Here is a 15,346-nt window from a genome sequence, read left to right on the forward strand (position 1 = left end):
CGTTAATAGCAATTAAAGATCAGCAAATTCCGCAATCGGCGCCATGCCGCGAGATTCAAGGAAATTCAGCAAACGGCGTGGCGAAACATTCAATATTCTCTCTTCCGGAAAATCCACTGCGTCGAGGATCTTACGGCATTCTTCAAAATCGCCCATGGTAAAAGCGGTATGAGAATCCGATCCTAACGCGACCCAACCTCCGGCATCGCGCACCGCAGCGGCAACCGCACGGCAGTTATCTTCACTGCCCTTACGCGAATGTAAGAATGAGGAGTTATTGATTTCCAGCGCCACCTGATACTTAGCAGCAGCTTCAGCAACAGCTTTAAAATCAATTGGATATCGTGGATTTCCGGGATGGCTAACCACGTGCACATGCCCACTCGCCATCGCGGCAATCATGGCCTGAGTATTCGTAGCTTCATCATGCGGCGCAAAAACCGGTTCATGAAAACCAGCAATGATCAGATCCAGCGAGTCAAACATTTTGCCGCTGCAATCAATTTCACCATCAATATTTTTGATATTGGCTTCGATGCCACGCAGGATCCCCACCCCATCGACGACTCGCGGCCAGATACGCATATTAATGAAGTGCCAGTGATGCGGTGCATCTTCCATATCAGGGCCATGATCGGTGATCGCAAAAAGTTTAATGCCTTTCTGTTTGGCCTGGGCAATGTAATCACTTAATGTGCTATATGCATGTGTACTGGCAACGGTATGCATATGAAGGTCGACGGGATACATAACTCTCTCCTGTATTCAATTCCCGCCAAGGATAGCAGGAATCCGTATGGTTTATTAGTAGCCTCGTACACGGTCGACTTGTCCGCTGACCGTCTTCCCTTTTTCGAGTTGTGTAATGGCGCGAGCAATGTACTCCACCGCTTCAACGGGTCGGGTAATGGCTGCAACATGTGGTGTTATTGTCACGCGTGGATGTTGCCAGAGCGGACTTTCAGGCGGTAAAGGTTCACGATTAAAAACATCCAGCATCGCCGCTTTAACTTTACCGCTATCCAGCGCCGCAAGCAGGTCATCTTCTACCACATGAACGCCACGCGCCAGGTTGAGGAGATATGCGCCATCCGGTAATTTTTCTAATAATTGTTGATTAATAATGCCGACGGTTTCAGGCGTATTCGGTAACAGATTAATTAATACACGACATTGACTCAAAAATTTGCCCAACTCTTCAGTTCCGGCAAAACTTTGTACACCGGGCCAGCTTTTATGGCTACGGCTCCAGCAACGCAGCGGAAAACGCCAGGTCTGCAAGCTCTGTGCGACTTTACTGCCTAATACGCCAGCCCCCAGGATGCCGATAGTAAAATCTTCCCGTTGATACTCAGGCAGAGGTTGCCAAAGCGAAGCATTTTGCTGCGCTCGATAATCGTCAAAACGTCTGAACCAATGGAGCACCTGACTGACAGCATATTCCTGCATTTGCTCGCCCATACCGGTATCTTCCAGACGAAAAAGCGGAATAGACGGTTTCAGCATTTCAGGGTACGTCTGTAATTTACTCAAAATCGAATCAACACCGGCACCCAATGCGAACACGGCCTTAAGGTCACGACCTGCCAACATTTCAACAGGCGGATGCCAGACCAAAGCATAATCCGCAGGATGATTATCACCGGTTTTCCATGCTCTGACTCTGGCCTGAGGAATAGCTTTACCCAGTGCATCAATCCACCAGGCGGTATCGAACACAGGATGATAAAAAATGATATCCATACTGACTCCCGAAAGCGGTTGTGCGGAATTTACCCGCACTTATCATTATGATCTACAAAGCACCTCAGCATAACAAATCCACTACCGGTGGCAAAAAAAGCAAACTCTGCTTACTAAAAGCGCAGATTGATTGAAGTTTGAATAAACGCGCTATTTTTTAAAAAAGTTTGTTGACCTCAGGCCGTGATTTCCCTAAATTAGCGCCCGTTCCAGCAAGACAGGAACGACAATTTGGTGAGGTGTCCGAGTGGCTGAAGGAGCACGCCTGGAAAGTGTGTATACGGCAACGTATCGGGGGTTCGAATCCCCCCCTCACCGCCATCTTTTAAGAAGAGCCCGTACGTAAGTACGGGCTTTTTTTTCGCATATTGCACGCACCGGGGGGATGAGAAGCCCCGACAGGGGTTCGACAACTGGCGACAGTCCGCGAACGCAGTGAGTGGACTGCACCTTACTCAGTTGGGTGTCCAACTTTTGGGGTGCACTCCACGCCAGGGCTTTGTACCATTAAAACTCTCAACTATAGGCATGTAGCGTACGTTGGCAAAGTGCCGAACGTACGCAATCCTCTTTACCGAATCGGACAATCCCGACCATTTCATCTTCTTCGAAACGTTCCAGCGCGTCACTTAAGCCGGAGCGCACACCGCGAGGTAAATCGCACTGTGTAATATCTCCGTTAACAATAACCGTCACGTTCTCCCCCAGACGGGTTAAAAACATTTTCATTTGTGCGGCAGTCACATTCTGCGCCTCATCAAGAATGACGACCGCATTTTCAAATGTACGTCCACGCATATAGGCGAACGGCGCGATTTCGACCTTCCCTATCTCCGGTCGCAGGCAGTATTGCATAAAGGAAGCGCCCAACCGCCGAACCAGCACGTCGTAGACCGGACGAAAATAAGGAGCAAACTTTTCTGCAATATCTCCAGGTAAGAAGCCAAGATCTTCATCGGCTTGCAGAACAGGACGGGTGACGATAATCCTGTCGACATCCTTATGTATCAGGGCTTCTGCCGCTTTTGCCGCACTGATCCAGGTTTTACCACACCCGGCTTCGCCCGTGGCGAATATCAGTTGCTTACTCTCAATAGCCTTCAGATAGTGCAATTGCGCTTCATTTCGCGCGAGGATTGGCGAGGTATCGCGACTGTCGCGAGCCATGCCAATGGCTTCTACGCCGCTCATCTGCACAAGCGAGGTGACCGATTCTTCTTCACGCTGTTTATGGCTGCGCGAATCCCGTCTCAGCACACGTTTTGCCTCGCGACGAGCTTTGATCACTGCTTTTTGTCTTCCCATGGAGAGCACCTTGAGTTGTTTGTATTCATCACACGCGCCGTTGGCAGCGCGATTATGCGCACGAACATCAGAGGGTTGGCTTCCTTGTAAGCCATAGTTTGCTTTTGGAAATAACACCGAAAACGGCTACGCGCACCGTTAAAGGCGTCGGTAACACGAATAAAGAAAGGAAGTGGGTAAAAATACAGAGTGACGAGATGACTACCGGAGGAGAAATCTCCGCGAGTGGTGGAGCGTTGCTTAACAAAACATTGTCCAGTACAGGACGTTACCATCCGCGATCTCCATAGTGACTGACTATCACTGCCGGGAACTACCGCTGTTACTTAATAAGTACAACAGTTTTCGCATTTGTTGCAACAATATATTTACTTATATTTAACCATAAAGCACCATTTAGATGGCATTAGCTTCTACTGGAAAGATGACAGAGTGATGACAGTGATGGTAAAAGCTGTGTACTTTCAGCAGGATTCGCGTTTGCTGGTAAAATGAGCCTTGTGCTTGCCGGATGCGGCGTAAACGCCTTATCCTGCCTACCGATCCGGCACCGATTGTAGGCCTGATAAGATGCGCAAGCGTCGCATCAGGCACCAGCGCACGAATGCCGGATGCGGCGTAAACGCCTTATCCTGCCTACCGATCCGGCACCGATTGTAGGCCTGATAAGATGCGCAAGCATCGCATCAGGCACCAGCGCACGAATGCCGGATGCGGCGTAAACGCCTTATCCTGCCTACCGATCCGGCACCGATTGTAGGCCTGATAAGATGCGCAAGCATCGCATCAGGCACCAGCGCACGAACGTCGGATGCGGCGTAAACGCCTATCCGCCTAAAAACATTAAACCCGCAATAATGCGCTTCCGAGATAATCGTTCGTGTCCTTCACCCCTGGCAATGCAAAGAAATAACCGCCACCGATAGGTTTGACGTATTCCTCCAGCGCCTCGCCATTCAGTCTTTTTTGTACTGTCAGAAAGCCCTTTTCCAGATCGTGTTGGTAGCAAACGAACAGTAACCCCATATCCAGTTGCCCGGAGTTGGTGACGCCCAGTGAATAACTGTAGCCACGGCGCAACATCAGGCTGGACTCACTCTCTGGCGTGCGCGGATTCGCCAGCCGGATATGGCTGTCCAGCGCAATCACCTTACCTTCAGGATCGCTGGCGTAATCGGGCACATCATGCTCGTGCTGCATTCCCAGCGGAGCACCGGTTTGCTTATCACGACCAAAAATCGTCTGCTGTTCTTTCAGTGGCGTTCTGTCCCAAAACTCCACCCGAAACTGAATCAACCGCACCGCCTGGTAGCTGCCGCCGATGGTCCAGGCAGGTTCCTGCTGATCTGCCGTGACCCACACCACTTTTTGCATCAACTTCGCATTATGGCTGTCGGGATTAGCAGTGCCGTCTTTGAAGCCCAGCAAATTAATTGGCGTCTCTTTGCCTTTACTTCGCGCCGCATGATCGGAAATAAACCCTTCCCGCTTCCAGCGCACGCTGAGCAAATCCGGCGTGTGTTTAATGATATCGCGCAGCGCATGGATCACCGTGTCCTGGGTGTTGGCGCAAATCTGTAGCAACACATCTCCATGACATAACGCTGCATCAAGCGAGTCGTTGGGGAAACGCGTCATCTTCTGCAACTTTTTCGGCATCTGTGGCGCAAGGCCAAACCGCTCATCAAACAACGAGTGACCAACAGACAACGTGATGGTGAGATTATCGGGCGCAATGTAGCCGCCGAGAATGCCGGAATCGAGTGGCGGCAGGCGCGGATTTGGCGTTTCTGGTGCCGCTCCGCCCTGAGTCAGAAAAGCAAAACGCTGAGTCAACAAGCGAAACAACCGTTCAAGATCGGGTTTATCGCTGGCAAGCACATCAAACGCCACCAGCATCATTGCGGCCTGTTGTGGCGTCAGGATCCCTGCCTGATGCTCACCATAAAACGGCTGTTTCTCATTGCGTGCATCCGGTGAAAGCGTGCCCGGTGCACTTTGCGGTTTTTGTGCATGAGCGACCGGACAACTTCCCGCCAGCGCCAGTGCACCAATCCCTTTCAGTAAACGTCGGCGTGACGGTTCATTCACGCCGTTTTCATCTTCATACTGCATAACGCTTAATCCAGTCCCAGCACACCGCGAAGTTGCGCCAGATCTTCCGCCAGCGCAGTAATCGGCCCTTTCAGCGCGTTCCGGTCGGCATCGGTCAATTTATCGTAGGTTTCAAAACCGTCTTTAGTACGGTATTTCGCCAGAATGGTATCGACCTTTTTAAAGTTGGCATCGACTTTTGCCAGCAGTTCCGGGTTGGCTTTTTGCAGTTGTGGACGCAGCAGATCGACAATTTTCTGCGAGCCTTCAACGTTAGCCTGGAAATCCCACAGATCGGTGTGGCTGTAGCGATCTTCTTCACCGCTAATTTTGCTGGCTGCCACTTCCTCAATCAGTCCCGCTGCGCCGCCGACCACTTTTGAAGGTGGGAAAGCCAGTTCACTGATGCGTTTATGCAAATCAACCACATCGGTATAAAGCTGGTCAGCGTACTGATCCATTCCTTTGGTGGTGTTGTCGCCAAACAAGGCTTTTTCCAGACGGTGGAAACCGGTGAATTTTGGGTCGGCGGCTTTTTGCTCGTAATCATCCTCACGGGCGTCAATGCTGCCATCCAGATCGGAGAACAGTTCAGCGATCGGTTCAATGCGCTCATAGTGCTGGCGCGTCGGTGCATACAGTGCTTTCGCTTTTTCGATATCGCCCGCTTTAATGGCGTCGGTAAAGGCTTTAGTGTCGGTCACCAGCTGCGTGGTTTCCGCCATGACATACGCCTTATATGCGGTAATTGCACCGCCGAGGCTTAACAGTGCATCACTTTGCGCCGCATCCGCTGTCGCCTCGCCTTTGACGATCAACTTCCCTTTCGGGTTAGTCAGCAGACCGCAGGTCATATCGTATTCACCAGGCTGTAAATTCGCCGTCATTTTCTGGCTAAAACCAGGGGCGATATTTTCCCGCTCTTCCACCACCATCACGCCTTTGAGGATCTCCCACTCCAGCGCCTTCTGGCTGTGGTTCTGAATGATAAACTGCGTTTTCCCGGCGTTAACCGTAATAGTCATTGGTTCGCACTGCTTATCCGTCACGGTCACTTTGACTTGCGGAATATCGGCGGCGTTAGCAATAAAAGCAGAAGAGAACAGCGCAGCCACGCTTAATTGCAGTGCGCTACGACGGAAGTTAATGGTCATGACGAGACTATCCCTTTAGAGTATGTTGTAACTAAGCAAGAGTTTGCGTCGTATTTGTTACGCGGAGCGAGACGCTGTCGTTCCTGCACGTGGCGGCAGAGCAAACGCCACCAGCGCCGGGATGAGATAAATAAACCAGACGGCGACTTCGCTGACGCTCGGCGCTTCCTGATAACCAAAAATACCTTCCATCAGCGTGCCGAACAGCGAGTGAGTTGAGAGCACCGCGCTCATATCGAAGGCAATTTCCTGAAAGTGGTTCCATAATCCGGCTTCATGAAATGCGCGAATGGCACCTGCTGCCAGCCCTGCGGCGACGAAGAGAATAAACAGGCTGGTCCATTTGAAAAATGCGCCAAGATTGAGGCGAATACCGCCCCAGTAGAGCAGGAAACCAAGCACCACGGCAGTGGCGAGGCCAAGCATTGCGCCGAGCGGCGGCCAGATCCCGACATCTTGTTGAAATGCCGCCAGCAGGAAAAAGACCGACTCCAGCCCTTCCCTTGCAACGGCAAAAAAGACCATCATCACCAGCGCCCAGCCGTGATGATTTCCGCGCTGCAATGCGCTATCGACCGCCTGCTCCAGTTGCACTTTGACGTTGCGCGACACTTTGCGCATCCAGAAAACCATCCAGGTAAGGATCACCACGGCGATCACCGCCACGATACCTTCGAACAGTTCCTGTTCTTTTTGCGGAAATTCGCCGGTAGTTTCATTAATGAAGATACCCAACCCCAGGCACAACGCAGCGGCAAGCAACACGCCAATCCACATCACACCAATCCATCGGCCTCGCTGGGTACGCTTAAGATAGCTGGCAATCAAACTGACAATCAGCGCGGCTTCAAGTCCTTCGCGCAACATAATGAGAAACGGAACAAACATGCCACCCACCCTTAAACGTTTTTCTGAGTCAATCTATGCAAAGAAAAGTAAATCGCAGTGATAGCGATTATCATTACGGCGGAGAAAAACACAAGCGGAATGTAGTGATAATGATGAGGAAATGTAAAAATATTTTGAGAGAAAACACAGAGGGCAATCACTGATTGCCCACTGTCTGCTTCCCATTATGACGTGGGGTTTTCGGTAAAACGCCTTCCCTTAACCTTCCTGCAACCGTGACGGCGGCGCCGAATGATAATGCGCATCTGCTTCAGCAAAACGTTTTTGCATCGCCGCTGACGGCGCTTTACCCAGCAAACTGAACACCACAATCCCGATACTGCCGAAGATAAAGCCCGGAATAATTTCGTACAGACCCAGCCAGCCGAACTGTTTCCAGACGATAACCGTGAGCGCACCGATGATCATTCCCGCCAGTGCGCCGTTGCGCGTCATGCGTGACCACATCACCGAGAACAGTACCACCGGACCAAACGCCGCGCCAAAACCTGCCCATGCATAGCTCACCAGCCCCAGCACGCGGTTTTCCGGGTTTGCCGCCAGCGCAATGGCCACCAGCGCCACCACCAGCACCATCACACGCCCTACCCACACCAGTTCTTTCTGGCTGGCATGTTTACGCAGAAACGCTTTGTACAGATCTTCGGTAATCGCACTGGAACATACCAGCAGCTGGCAGCTTAACGTTGACATCACCGCAGCCAGAATCGCCGACAGCAGGATCCCGGCAATCCACGGGTTAAACAGAATTTGCGCCAGTTCGATAAACACGCGCTCGGCATTCTGATTTACCGCACCTGCTACCGCCGGATGATCATTAAAGTAAGCAATCCCAAAGAAGCCGACAGCCACCGCCCCTGCCAGGCAGAGGATCATCCAGGTCATACTGATACGACGCGCATGGACAATGCTGTGGTGAGAATCTGCCGCCATAAAACGCGCCAGGATGTGCGGCTGCCCGAAGTAACCAAGCCCCCAGCCCATCAGCGAGATAATAGCGACAAAGTTCAGCCCTTTGAGCATATCAACGTTTTCGATGCTCTTTTGTTTGATCACTTCCAGCGAGTCGCCAAATCCACCGACGCTGATAATGACAATAACCGGCGTCAGGATCAGGGCAAAAATCATCAGACTGGCCTGTACGGTATCGGTCCAGCTCACCGCGAGGAACCCACCAATAAAGGTATAAAGGATGGTCGCCGCTGCACCTGCCCACAGAGCCGTTTCGTAGCTCATGCCAAAGGTGCTTTCAAACAGACGCGCGCCTGCCACAATGCCCGAAGCGCAATAAATGGTGAAGAACAGCAAAATAACCAGCGCGGAGATAATGCGCAAAATACGGCTTTTATCTTCAAAGCGCCCGGTGAAATAATCCGGCAAGGTTAAGGCGTTATTGTTGTATTCGGTATGCACACGCAACCGCCCGGCCACCAGCTTCCAGTTAATCCATGCGCCTAATGTCAGGCCAATAGCGATCCAGCTTTCAGAAATCCCGGAAAGAAAGACTGCGCCTGGCAATCCCATTAACAGCCAGCCGCTCATATCCGACGCACCCGCCGATAACGCCGTCACAAACGGCCCAAGGCTGCGACCGCCCAGAATATAGTCGTCAAAGTTTTTAGTCGATCGCCAGGCGATAAACCCAATCAATATCATGCCAAAGATATAGACACAAAATGTCACCAACATCGGTGTGCTAATAGCCATCTAAAGTCTCCAAAAAATTATTATCGGCAATGTCGAAACTTGCCGTTATATCTGCCACCGGAACGGGGTAACAGAGTTTATGTTTACCAGGGCGACCGTATCCTGCCGGAAGCGTTGGTTATTCACAATCGATTTAACACATCATTTACATTAAATTTTAGTGCCCAGCGATACTATTTTTCATCAGGTTGCACTCCCTCACATTTTTTGCGGTTGCACCTGTCAAAAATGTTAACTGCCGCAGAGAAAAAGTCTGCGTTATTTTTTTATTCCCTGTCATATCGATTTCTTTTATTAACATTTAATTCATTTTTAAGCTTGCTACGTAAGTCACATTTAACATGGTTGCACAAAGTTGCAACATAATAGATATTTCACGATAACGTTAAGTTGCACCTTTCAGAACAACAGGAGTAATGGCATGGGAACCACCACCATGGGGGTTAAGCTGGACGACGCGACGCGTGAGCGTATTAAGTCTGCCGCGACACGTATCGATCGCACGCCACACTGGTTAATTAAGCAGGCGATTTTTTCTTATCTTGAACAACTGGAGAACAGCGATACCCTGCCGGAGCTGCCTGCGCTGCTTTCTGGCGCTGCCAATGAGAGCGATGAAGCACCGACTCCGGCAGAGGAACCACACCAGCCATTCCTCGACTTTGCCGAGCAAATTTTGCCGCAGTCAGTTTCCCGTGCTGCCATCACCGCTGCCTATCGCCGCCCGGAAACCGAAGCGGTTTCTATGCTGCTGGAACAAGCTCGTCTGCCGCAGCCGGTTGCTGAACAGGCGCACAAACTGGCATATCAACTGGCAGATAAACTGCGTAATCAAAAAAACGCCAGTGGTCGCGCAGGCATGGTTCAGGGGCTATTACAGGAGTTTTCACTGTCATCGCAGGAAGGCGTGGCGCTGATGTGTCTGGCAGAAGCGTTATTGCGTATTCCCGACAAAGCCACCCGTGATGCGTTAATTCGCGACAAAATCAGCAACGGTAACTGGCAGTCACATATTGGTCGTAGCCCGTCTTTGTTTGTTAATGCCGCCACCTGGGGGCTGCTGTTTACCGGCAAACTGGTTTCCACCCATAACGAAGCCAGCCTCTCCCGCTCGCTGAACCGCATTATCGGTAAGAGCGGTGAACCGCTGATCCGCAAAGGTGTGGATATGGCGATGCGCCTGATGGGCGAGCAGTTCGTCACTGGCGAAACCATCGCGGAAGCGTTAGCCAATGCCCGCAAGCTGGAAGAGAAAGGTTTCCGTTACTCTTACGATATGCTGGGCGAAGCCGCGCTGACCGCCGCAGATGCACAGGCGTATATGGTTTCCTATCAGCAGGCGATTCACGCCATTGGTAAAGCGTCTAACGGTCGTGGCATCTATGAAGGGCCGGGCATTTCAATCAAACTGTCGGCGCTGCATCCGCGTTATAGCCGCGCCCAGTATGACCGGGTAATGGAAGAGCTTTACCCACGTCTGAAATCACTCACCCTGCTGGCGCGTCAGTACGATATTGGTATTAACATTGATGCCGAAGAGGCCGATCGTCTGGAGATCTCCCTCGATCTGTTGGATAAACTCTGTTTCGAGCCGGAACTGGCAGGCTGGAACGGCATCGGTTTTGTTATTCAGGCTTATCAAAAACGCTGCCCGTTGGTGATCGATTACCTGATTGATCTCGCCACCCGCAGCCGTCGCCGTCTGATGATTCGCCTGGTGAAAGGCGCGTACTGGGACAGTGAAATCAAGCGTGCGCAAATGGACGGCCTTGAAGGTTATCCAGTTTATACCCGTAAGGTGTATACCGACGTTTCTTATCTCGCCTGTGCGAAAAAGCTGCTGGCGGTGCCGAATTTAATTTATCCGCAGTTCGCGACGCACAACGCCCATACGCTGGCGGCAATTTATCAACTGGCGGGTCAAAACTACTACCCGGGTCAGTACGAGTTCCAGTGCCTGCATGGTATGGGCGAGCCACTGTATGAGCAGGTCACCGGGAAAATCGCCGACGGTAAACTTAATCGTCCGTGTCGTATTTATGCCCCTGTCGGCACACATGAAACGCTGCTGGCGTATCTGGTGCGTCGCCTGCTGGAAAATGGTGCCAACACCTCGTTTGTTAACCGTATTGCCGACACCTCTTTGCCACTGGATGAACTGGTTGCAGATCCGGTCGCGGCTGTAGAAAAAATTGCGCAACAGGAAGGGCAAACAGGCTTACCGCATCCGAAAATTCCCCTGCCGCGCGATCTTTACGGTCAGGGGCGCGATAACTCGGCAGGATTAGATCTTGCCAATGAACATCGTCTGGCATCGCTCTCCTCTGCCCTGCTCAATAGTGCACTGCAAAAATGGCAGGCCCTGCCAATGCTGGAACAGCCGGTTTCGACAGGTGAAATATCACCCGTTATTAACCCTGCGGAACCGAAAGATATTGTGGGCTATGTGCGTGAAGCCACGCCGCGTGAAGTGGAACAGGCACTGGAAAATGCTGTCAATAACGCGCCAATCTGGTTTGCCACTCCTCCGGCTGAACGTGCGGCGATATTGCATCGCGCTGCCGTGCTGATGGAAAGCCAGATGCAGCAACTGATTGGTATTCTGGTGCGTGAAGCCGGAAAAACCTTCAGTAACGCCATCGCCGAAGTGCGTGAAGCCGTCGATTTTCTCCACTATTACGCGGGACAGGTGCGGGATGATTTCGCTAACGAAACCCACCGTCCATTAGGGCCTGTGGTGTGTATCAGCCCGTGGAACTTCCCGCTGGCGATTTTCACCGGGCAGATCGCTGCCGCACTGGCGGCAGGTAACAGCGTACTGGCAAAACCGGCAGAACAAACGCCGCTGATTGCCGCGCAAGGGATCGCCATTTTGCTGGAAGCGGGTGTACCGCCAGGCGTAGTGCAGTTGCTGCCAGGTCAGGGTGAAACCGTAGGTGCGCAACTGACGGGGGATGATCGCGTGCGCGGGGTGATGTTTACCGGTTCAACCGAAGTCGCCACGTTACTGCAACGCAATATCGCCAGCCGCCTGGACGCTCAGGGTCGCCCCATTCCGCTCATTGCTGAAACCGGCGGCATGAACGCGATGATTGTCGATTCTTCAGCACTGACCGAACAGGTCGTCGTGGATGTACTGGCTTCGGCGTTCGACAGTGCAGGTCAGCGTTGTTCGGCGCTGCGTGTACTGTGCCTGCAAGATGAGATTGCCGACCACACGCTGAAAATGCTGCGCGGCGCAATGGCTGAGTGCCGAATGGGTAATCCGGGTCGCCTGACCACCGATATCGGGCCGGTAATTGATAGCGAAGCGAAAACCAATATTGAGCGTCATATTCAGACCATGCGCAGCAAAGGCCGTCCGGTGTTCCAGGCGGTGCGGGAAAACAGCGAAGATGCCCGTGAATGGCAAAGCGGCACTTTTGTTGCTCCGACGCTGATCGAACTGGATGACTTTGCCGAATTGCAAAAAGAGGTCTTTGGTCCGGTGCTGCATGTGGTGCGCTACAACCGTAATCAATTGCCGGAGCTGATCGAGCAGATTAACGCTTCCGGTTATGGTCTGACGCTCGGCGTCCATACGCGTATTGATGAAACCATTGCCCAGGTCACTGGCTCGGCGCATGTCGGTAATTTGTATGTTAATCGCAATATGGTTGGTGCGGTGGTTGGTGTGCAGCCGTTCGGCGGCGAAGGGTTGTCCGGTACAGGTCCGAAAGCAGGCGGTCCGCTCTATCTCTACCGTCTGCTGGCGAATCGCCCGGAAAGCGCGCTGGCAGTGACACTCGCGCGTCAGGATGCAGAGTATCCGGTCGATGCACAGTTGAAAGCCGCATTGACTCAGCCACTGAATGCACTGCGGGAATGGGCGGCAAACCGGGCAGAATTGCAGACGTTATGTGCGCAATATGGTGAGCTGGCGCAGGCAGGAACACAACGATTGCTGCCGGGGCCGACGGGTGAACGCAACACCTGGACGCTGCTGCCGCGTGAGCGCGTGTTGTGTATTGCCGATGATGAACAGGATGCGCTGACTCAGCTCGCCGCCGTGCTGGCGGTGGGCAGCCAGGTACTGTGGCCGGATGACGCGCTGCATCGTCAGTTAGTGAAGGCATTGCCATCGGCAGTCAGCGAACGTATTCAACTGGCGAAAGCGGAAAATATAACCGCTCAACCGTTTGATGCGGTGATCTTCCACGGTGATTCGGATCAGCTTCGTGCACTGTGTGAAGCGGTTGCCGCGCGGGATGGCGCAATTGTTTCGGTGCAAGGTTTTGCCCGTGGCGAAAGCAATATCCTGCTGGAACGGCTGTATATCGAACGTTCGCTGAGTGTGAATACCGCTGCCGCTGGCGGTAACGCCAGTTTAATGACGATCGGTTAAACAGATAGCCGGAGGATGTTGCAACTTCCTCCGGCATCATTAACGTGGTCGAATCCCTTCAATAATAATCCGCTGCACGTTCTCAACCGTTTGATTGAAAAACACCTCATCGCGCAACGTCGCGCCTGTCACCGCCTCCACCTGCGGAGCGAAATCGGCGTAATGTTGAGTGGAAGCCCAAATCATAAAAATCAGATGCTGCGGGTCAATCGGCGCGAGTTTGCCGCTTTTGACCCAACCGGCAATCAGCGCCGATTTCTCATCAATTAACGCCTTCAAGTCCCCCGTCAGCTCATCCATTAATAGCGGCGCGCCTGCCAGCATCTCCATACAGAACAGGCGTGAAGCCTGCGGATAATCACGGGAGACTTCCAGCTTCAGACGAATGTATTCTTTGATTGCCGCCAACGGGGCGAAATCTTCACGAAACGCTTTTAACGGTGCCAGCCAGATATCGAGAATTTGCCGCAGCACGGCAATATACAGTGCCTCTTTCGACGGGAAATAATACAGCAGATTGGTTTTTGACACGCCCGCCAACTCTGCGATCTGCTCCAGCCTTGTGCCGTGAAAACCGAATTGTGAAAAAGTGTCCAGTGCCGCACCAAGAATCGCTTTTTTCTTCGCACTCACTGCGCGCGAACGTTTACCCGTTGTTTTCACTGCGCCTTGCGTCATGCGCTCACCCCTCTTGTAGACTGGCAACAGGATAGCAAAATCAGCACGATGCCTCGACCATCAACATTCACGGCACGAATGAATAATGGTGGAATGAGCGAGAAAGGTATTAACGTAAGGATATTAAGGAGAGTACCAGAACGAAAAACCGCCGGAATTACCGGCGGCAGTGGCGTATTGACGCGCGTCAGACAAAACGCATTCGTCATAGAGTAGCCCGGCTAGTTGTTGCTTTTGCCGTGACTGCTTTTGCCCCCTTTTTTTCCTGCTTCAGATGCGCGCTGCGGGTCATTTTTGAAATTCCCCCCGCTGTGCTGTCCACCTTTTTTCCCTGCTTCTGATGCTCTTTCGCGGTCTTCTGCAAAATTGCCGGAACCGCCTCGATGGTTTGCCATTACTGACCTCCGTCATCATAGTGCCCAGGATTAACGCGGCGTATGGCGGGTGCCATATTTTCGCTACGTGGGACTAAGCTTAGTGAACTGACGCGGGTAAGCCTGCGTTTGGTAATATCCTGCAACAGCTTCTTAGCGAGAATAGATATCATTTCCGGTAATCAGCCATAAGCCGCTCTTATGATTAAAAAAACACTATGGGATAAAAATGTATCATTTTGCGACAAAATTACATGCTTGTGAAAATTGTTATAAATCAAATAAGTGGTTGTGAAATTTGCACTCTGAATAGGACGTCTTATCTTTAAATGAGTGGTAGCGAATCGCTACGGAATAGAGATAACACGAGGAGTGGTTAGAAATGGCTAAAGTTCTGGTGCTTTATTATTCCATGTACGGACATATCGAAACGATGGCGCGTGCAGTCGCTGAAGGCGCAAGCAAAGTCGATGGCGCAGAAGTTGTCGTTAAGCGTGTACCGGAGACCATGCAGCCGCAATTATTCGAAAAAGCAGGCGGTAAAACGCAAACTGCGCCCGTTGCAACCCCGCAAGAACTGGCCGATTACGACGCGATTATTTTTGGTACACCAACCCGCTTTGGCAATATGTCAGGCCAGATGCGTACTTTCCTGGATCAGACTGGCGGCCTGTGGGCTTCCGGCGCTCTGTACGGCAAACTGGCGAGCGTCTTTAGTTCGACCGGCACCGGCGGCGGTCAGGAACAGACTATCACTTCAACCTGGACGACCCTTGCACATCACGGCATGGTGATTGTCCCCATTGGCTACGCAGCACAGGAATTATTTGACGTCTCGCAGGTTCGCGGCGGAACGCCTTATGGCGCGACCACCATTGCAGGCGGTGACGGTTCGCGCCAGCCCAGTCAGGAAGAGTTGTCTATCGCACGTTACCAGGGGGAATATGTTGCTGGTCTGGCAGTCAAACTTAATGGCTAATCTTCAACAGGAGGATACG

At 52.1% G+C, this 15,346-nt stretch carries 11 protein-coding genes and 1 tRNA gene; 3 read left to right on the forward strand and 9 right to left on the reverse strand.

The genetic code is table 11. The features are described from left to right. Nucleotides 1–12: 12 nt before the first annotated feature. Both LG381_RS17980 and ghrA read right to left on the reverse strand, forming a co-directional pair. Nucleotides 13–750: a phosphatase gene (locus tag LG381_RS17980; protein WP_000283652.1), complete on the reverse strand. Its 738-nt coding sequence runs from the start codon at nt 748–750 to the stop codon at nt 13–15. A gap of 54 nt (nt 751–804) precedes the next feature. Continuing rightward, nucleotides 805–1,743 (reverse strand): glyoxylate/hydroxypyruvate reductase GhrA, encoded by a 939-nt coding sequence (gene ghrA / locus LG381_RS17985; RefSeq protein ID WP_032225447.1) that lies wholly within the window; start codon nt 1,741–1,743, stop codon nt 805–807. 233 nt (nt 1,744–1,976) lie between these two features. Here ghrA and LG381_RS17990 point away from each other — a divergent pair. Further along, nucleotides 1,977–2,064: transfer RNA gene (locus LG381_RS17990), tRNA-Ser, on the forward strand. A 195-nt stretch (nt 2,065–2,259) separates the two neighbouring features. Here LG381_RS17990 and phoH read toward each other — a convergent pair. From phoH to putP, 5 genes are all read right to left on the reverse strand, one after another. Next, on the reverse strand, nt 2,260–3,048 hold the full coding sequence (gene phoH, locus LG381_RS17995; RefSeq protein WP_000533536.1) for a phosphate starvation-inducible protein PhoH: 789 nt from the start codon (nt 3,046–3,048) through the stop codon (nt 2,260–2,262). Between the two features lie 843 nt (nt 3,049–3,891). Beyond that, entirely contained in the window at nt 3,892–5,163 is a 1,272-nt protein-coding gene (efeB, locus tag LG381_RS18000; RefSeq protein WP_225762721.1) for an iron uptake transporter deferrochelatase/peroxidase subunit, read from the reverse strand. 5 nt (nt 5,164–5,168) lie between these two features. Beyond that, nucleotides 5,169–6,296 carry an iron uptake system protein EfeO gene (efeO, locus tag LG381_RS18005; RefSeq protein ID WP_225762722.1) on the reverse strand — a complete coding sequence of 376 codons (1,128 nt, stop codon included), beginning with the start codon at nt 6,294–6,296 and terminating at the stop codon, nt 5,169–5,171. 57 nt (nt 6,297–6,353) lie between these two features. Continuing rightward, nucleotides 6,354–7,184 carry an iron uptake transporter permease EfeU gene (gene efeU, locus LG381_RS18010; RefSeq protein ID WP_000497943.1) on the reverse strand — a complete coding sequence of 277 codons (831 nt, stop codon included), beginning with the start codon at nt 7,182–7,184 and terminating at the stop codon, nt 6,354–6,356. A gap of 219 nt (nt 7,185–7,403) precedes the next feature. Then, nucleotides 7,404–8,912 (reverse strand): sodium/proline symporter PutP, encoded by a 1,509-nt coding sequence (gene putP / locus LG381_RS18015; protein WP_001018481.1) that lies wholly within the window; start codon nt 8,910–8,912, stop codon nt 7,404–7,406. A gap of 421 nt (nt 8,913–9,333) precedes the next feature. Between putP and putA the strand changes: the two genes are divergently transcribed. Further along, complete coding sequence (putA, locus tag LG381_RS18020) at nt 9,334–13,296, forward strand: trifunctional transcriptional regulator/proline dehydrogenase/L-glutamate gamma-semialdehyde dehydrogenase (RefSeq protein ID WP_225762723.1); 3,963 nt, start codon at nt 9,334–9,336, stop codon at nt 13,294–13,296. Nucleotides 13,297–13,335: 39 nt separating this feature from the next. On the opposite strand, the gene rutR is transcribed toward putA, so the two are convergent. Continuing rightward, nucleotides 13,336–13,974: an HTH-type transcriptional regulator RutR gene (gene rutR / locus LG381_RS18025; RefSeq protein ID WP_010344430.1), complete on the reverse strand. Its 639-nt coding sequence runs from the start codon at nt 13,972–13,974 to the stop codon at nt 13,336–13,338. Between the two features lie 221 nt (nt 13,975–14,195). Further along, on the reverse strand, nt 14,196–14,369 hold the full coding sequence (locus LG381_RS18030; RefSeq protein ID WP_001273661.1) for a general stress protein: 174 nt from the start codon (nt 14,367–14,369) through the stop codon (nt 14,196–14,198). Between the two features lie 361 nt (nt 14,370–14,730). Between LG381_RS18030 and wrbA the strand changes: the two genes are divergently transcribed. Beyond that, nucleotides 14,731–15,327: an NAD(P)H:quinone oxidoreductase gene (gene wrbA / locus LG381_RS18035; protein WP_001151442.1), complete on the forward strand. Its 597-nt coding sequence runs from the start codon at nt 14,731–14,733 to the stop codon at nt 15,325–15,327. Nucleotides 15,328–15,346 lie beyond the last annotated feature (19 nt).

The sequence above is a fragment of the Escherichia sp. Marseille-Q3837 genome (assembly GCF_916618735.1).
In the GTDB taxonomy this organism is placed as follows: domain Bacteria; phylum Pseudomonadota; class Gammaproteobacteria; order Enterobacterales; family Enterobacteriaceae; genus Escherichia; species Escherichia ruysiae.